We start from the raw sequence: 853 nt of genomic DNA on the forward strand, positions 1-853 counted from the left end.
CATCAGTTGAATTGCCCTGGTAAGGCTATAATGGCATTAGTAGATCTGTGTCCATCTGCAAGTTATATACCGACTTGACTTAAAAAAATATAACATTATTTCGCATATAAGGAAGGATTTCGTAAAGTTTTTTAGAATAGTAAGATATTGAAAGCCCTTATCTCTAACGAGATGATTCCTGTTTAGGAATATTATCAATCTAAGTAACAATGGAACTCATATTCTCCATTATTATTGACCTATTTATAGGTAATATTTTAACAATATCAAGGGCTTTCAACTTTTATATGGAAGGTTTGGATTTGGAATCTATGACGAATGAACTTATCGACTCTTTATTGCGTAAAATATGGATTACTAGAAAATGCAGAATTGTAGCATCAGAGCGTTTAGAAAAAGCTGAACTTTATGCTCAATTTATTTTTATTTATTATTCTGTAATATTAGTGTGCTTATCAATTTGGAATCTTTTCCCTGAACATTCAAATTCTGCTTTGTCTTTAATTTCTGTGATTGCATCTATTGGATTACTTAGTGTTTCATTATTTATAACTTCCAGAAATTATAGAAATAGGGCTATTGCTTTAAAATCCTGTTATATAAAACTTGACCAATTGTATACTAAATTACAAATAATAAAGGCTGATAACTTAGAAGCCATTGAAAAAAAACAAATATTTTTATGATATCGAAACTATCTTATTTAGAATTAACTTAACATGTTAGAAAAATTCATTCGGAATTTTGATTATTTAAAAGTAAGCGTCGAAATATCAAGACATTAAATTAAATTAATAGCAAAAAAATAATAACATACTTTTACAAAAAATTAAATTTTTGACTTTGTTAAACT

1 protein-coding gene is annotated in these 853 nt (G+C 26.8%); it reads left to right on the top strand.

Translation table 11 applies throughout. The annotated features are described in order from the left end of the window. The first annotated feature begins 311 nt into the window (after positions 1–311). Positions 312–686, top strand: coding sequence for an SLATT domain-containing protein (locus UF75_RS25790; protein ID WP_242860440.1), 375 nt, complete (start codon positions 312–314; stop codon positions 684–686). The last annotated feature ends 167 nt before the right edge of the window (positions 687–853 follow it).

The sequence above is a fragment of the Desulfosporosinus sp. I2 genome (genome assembly GCF_000960765.1).
In the GTDB taxonomy this organism is placed as follows: domain Bacteria; phylum Bacillota; class Desulfitobacteriia; order Desulfitobacteriales; family Desulfitobacteriaceae; genus Desulfosporosinus.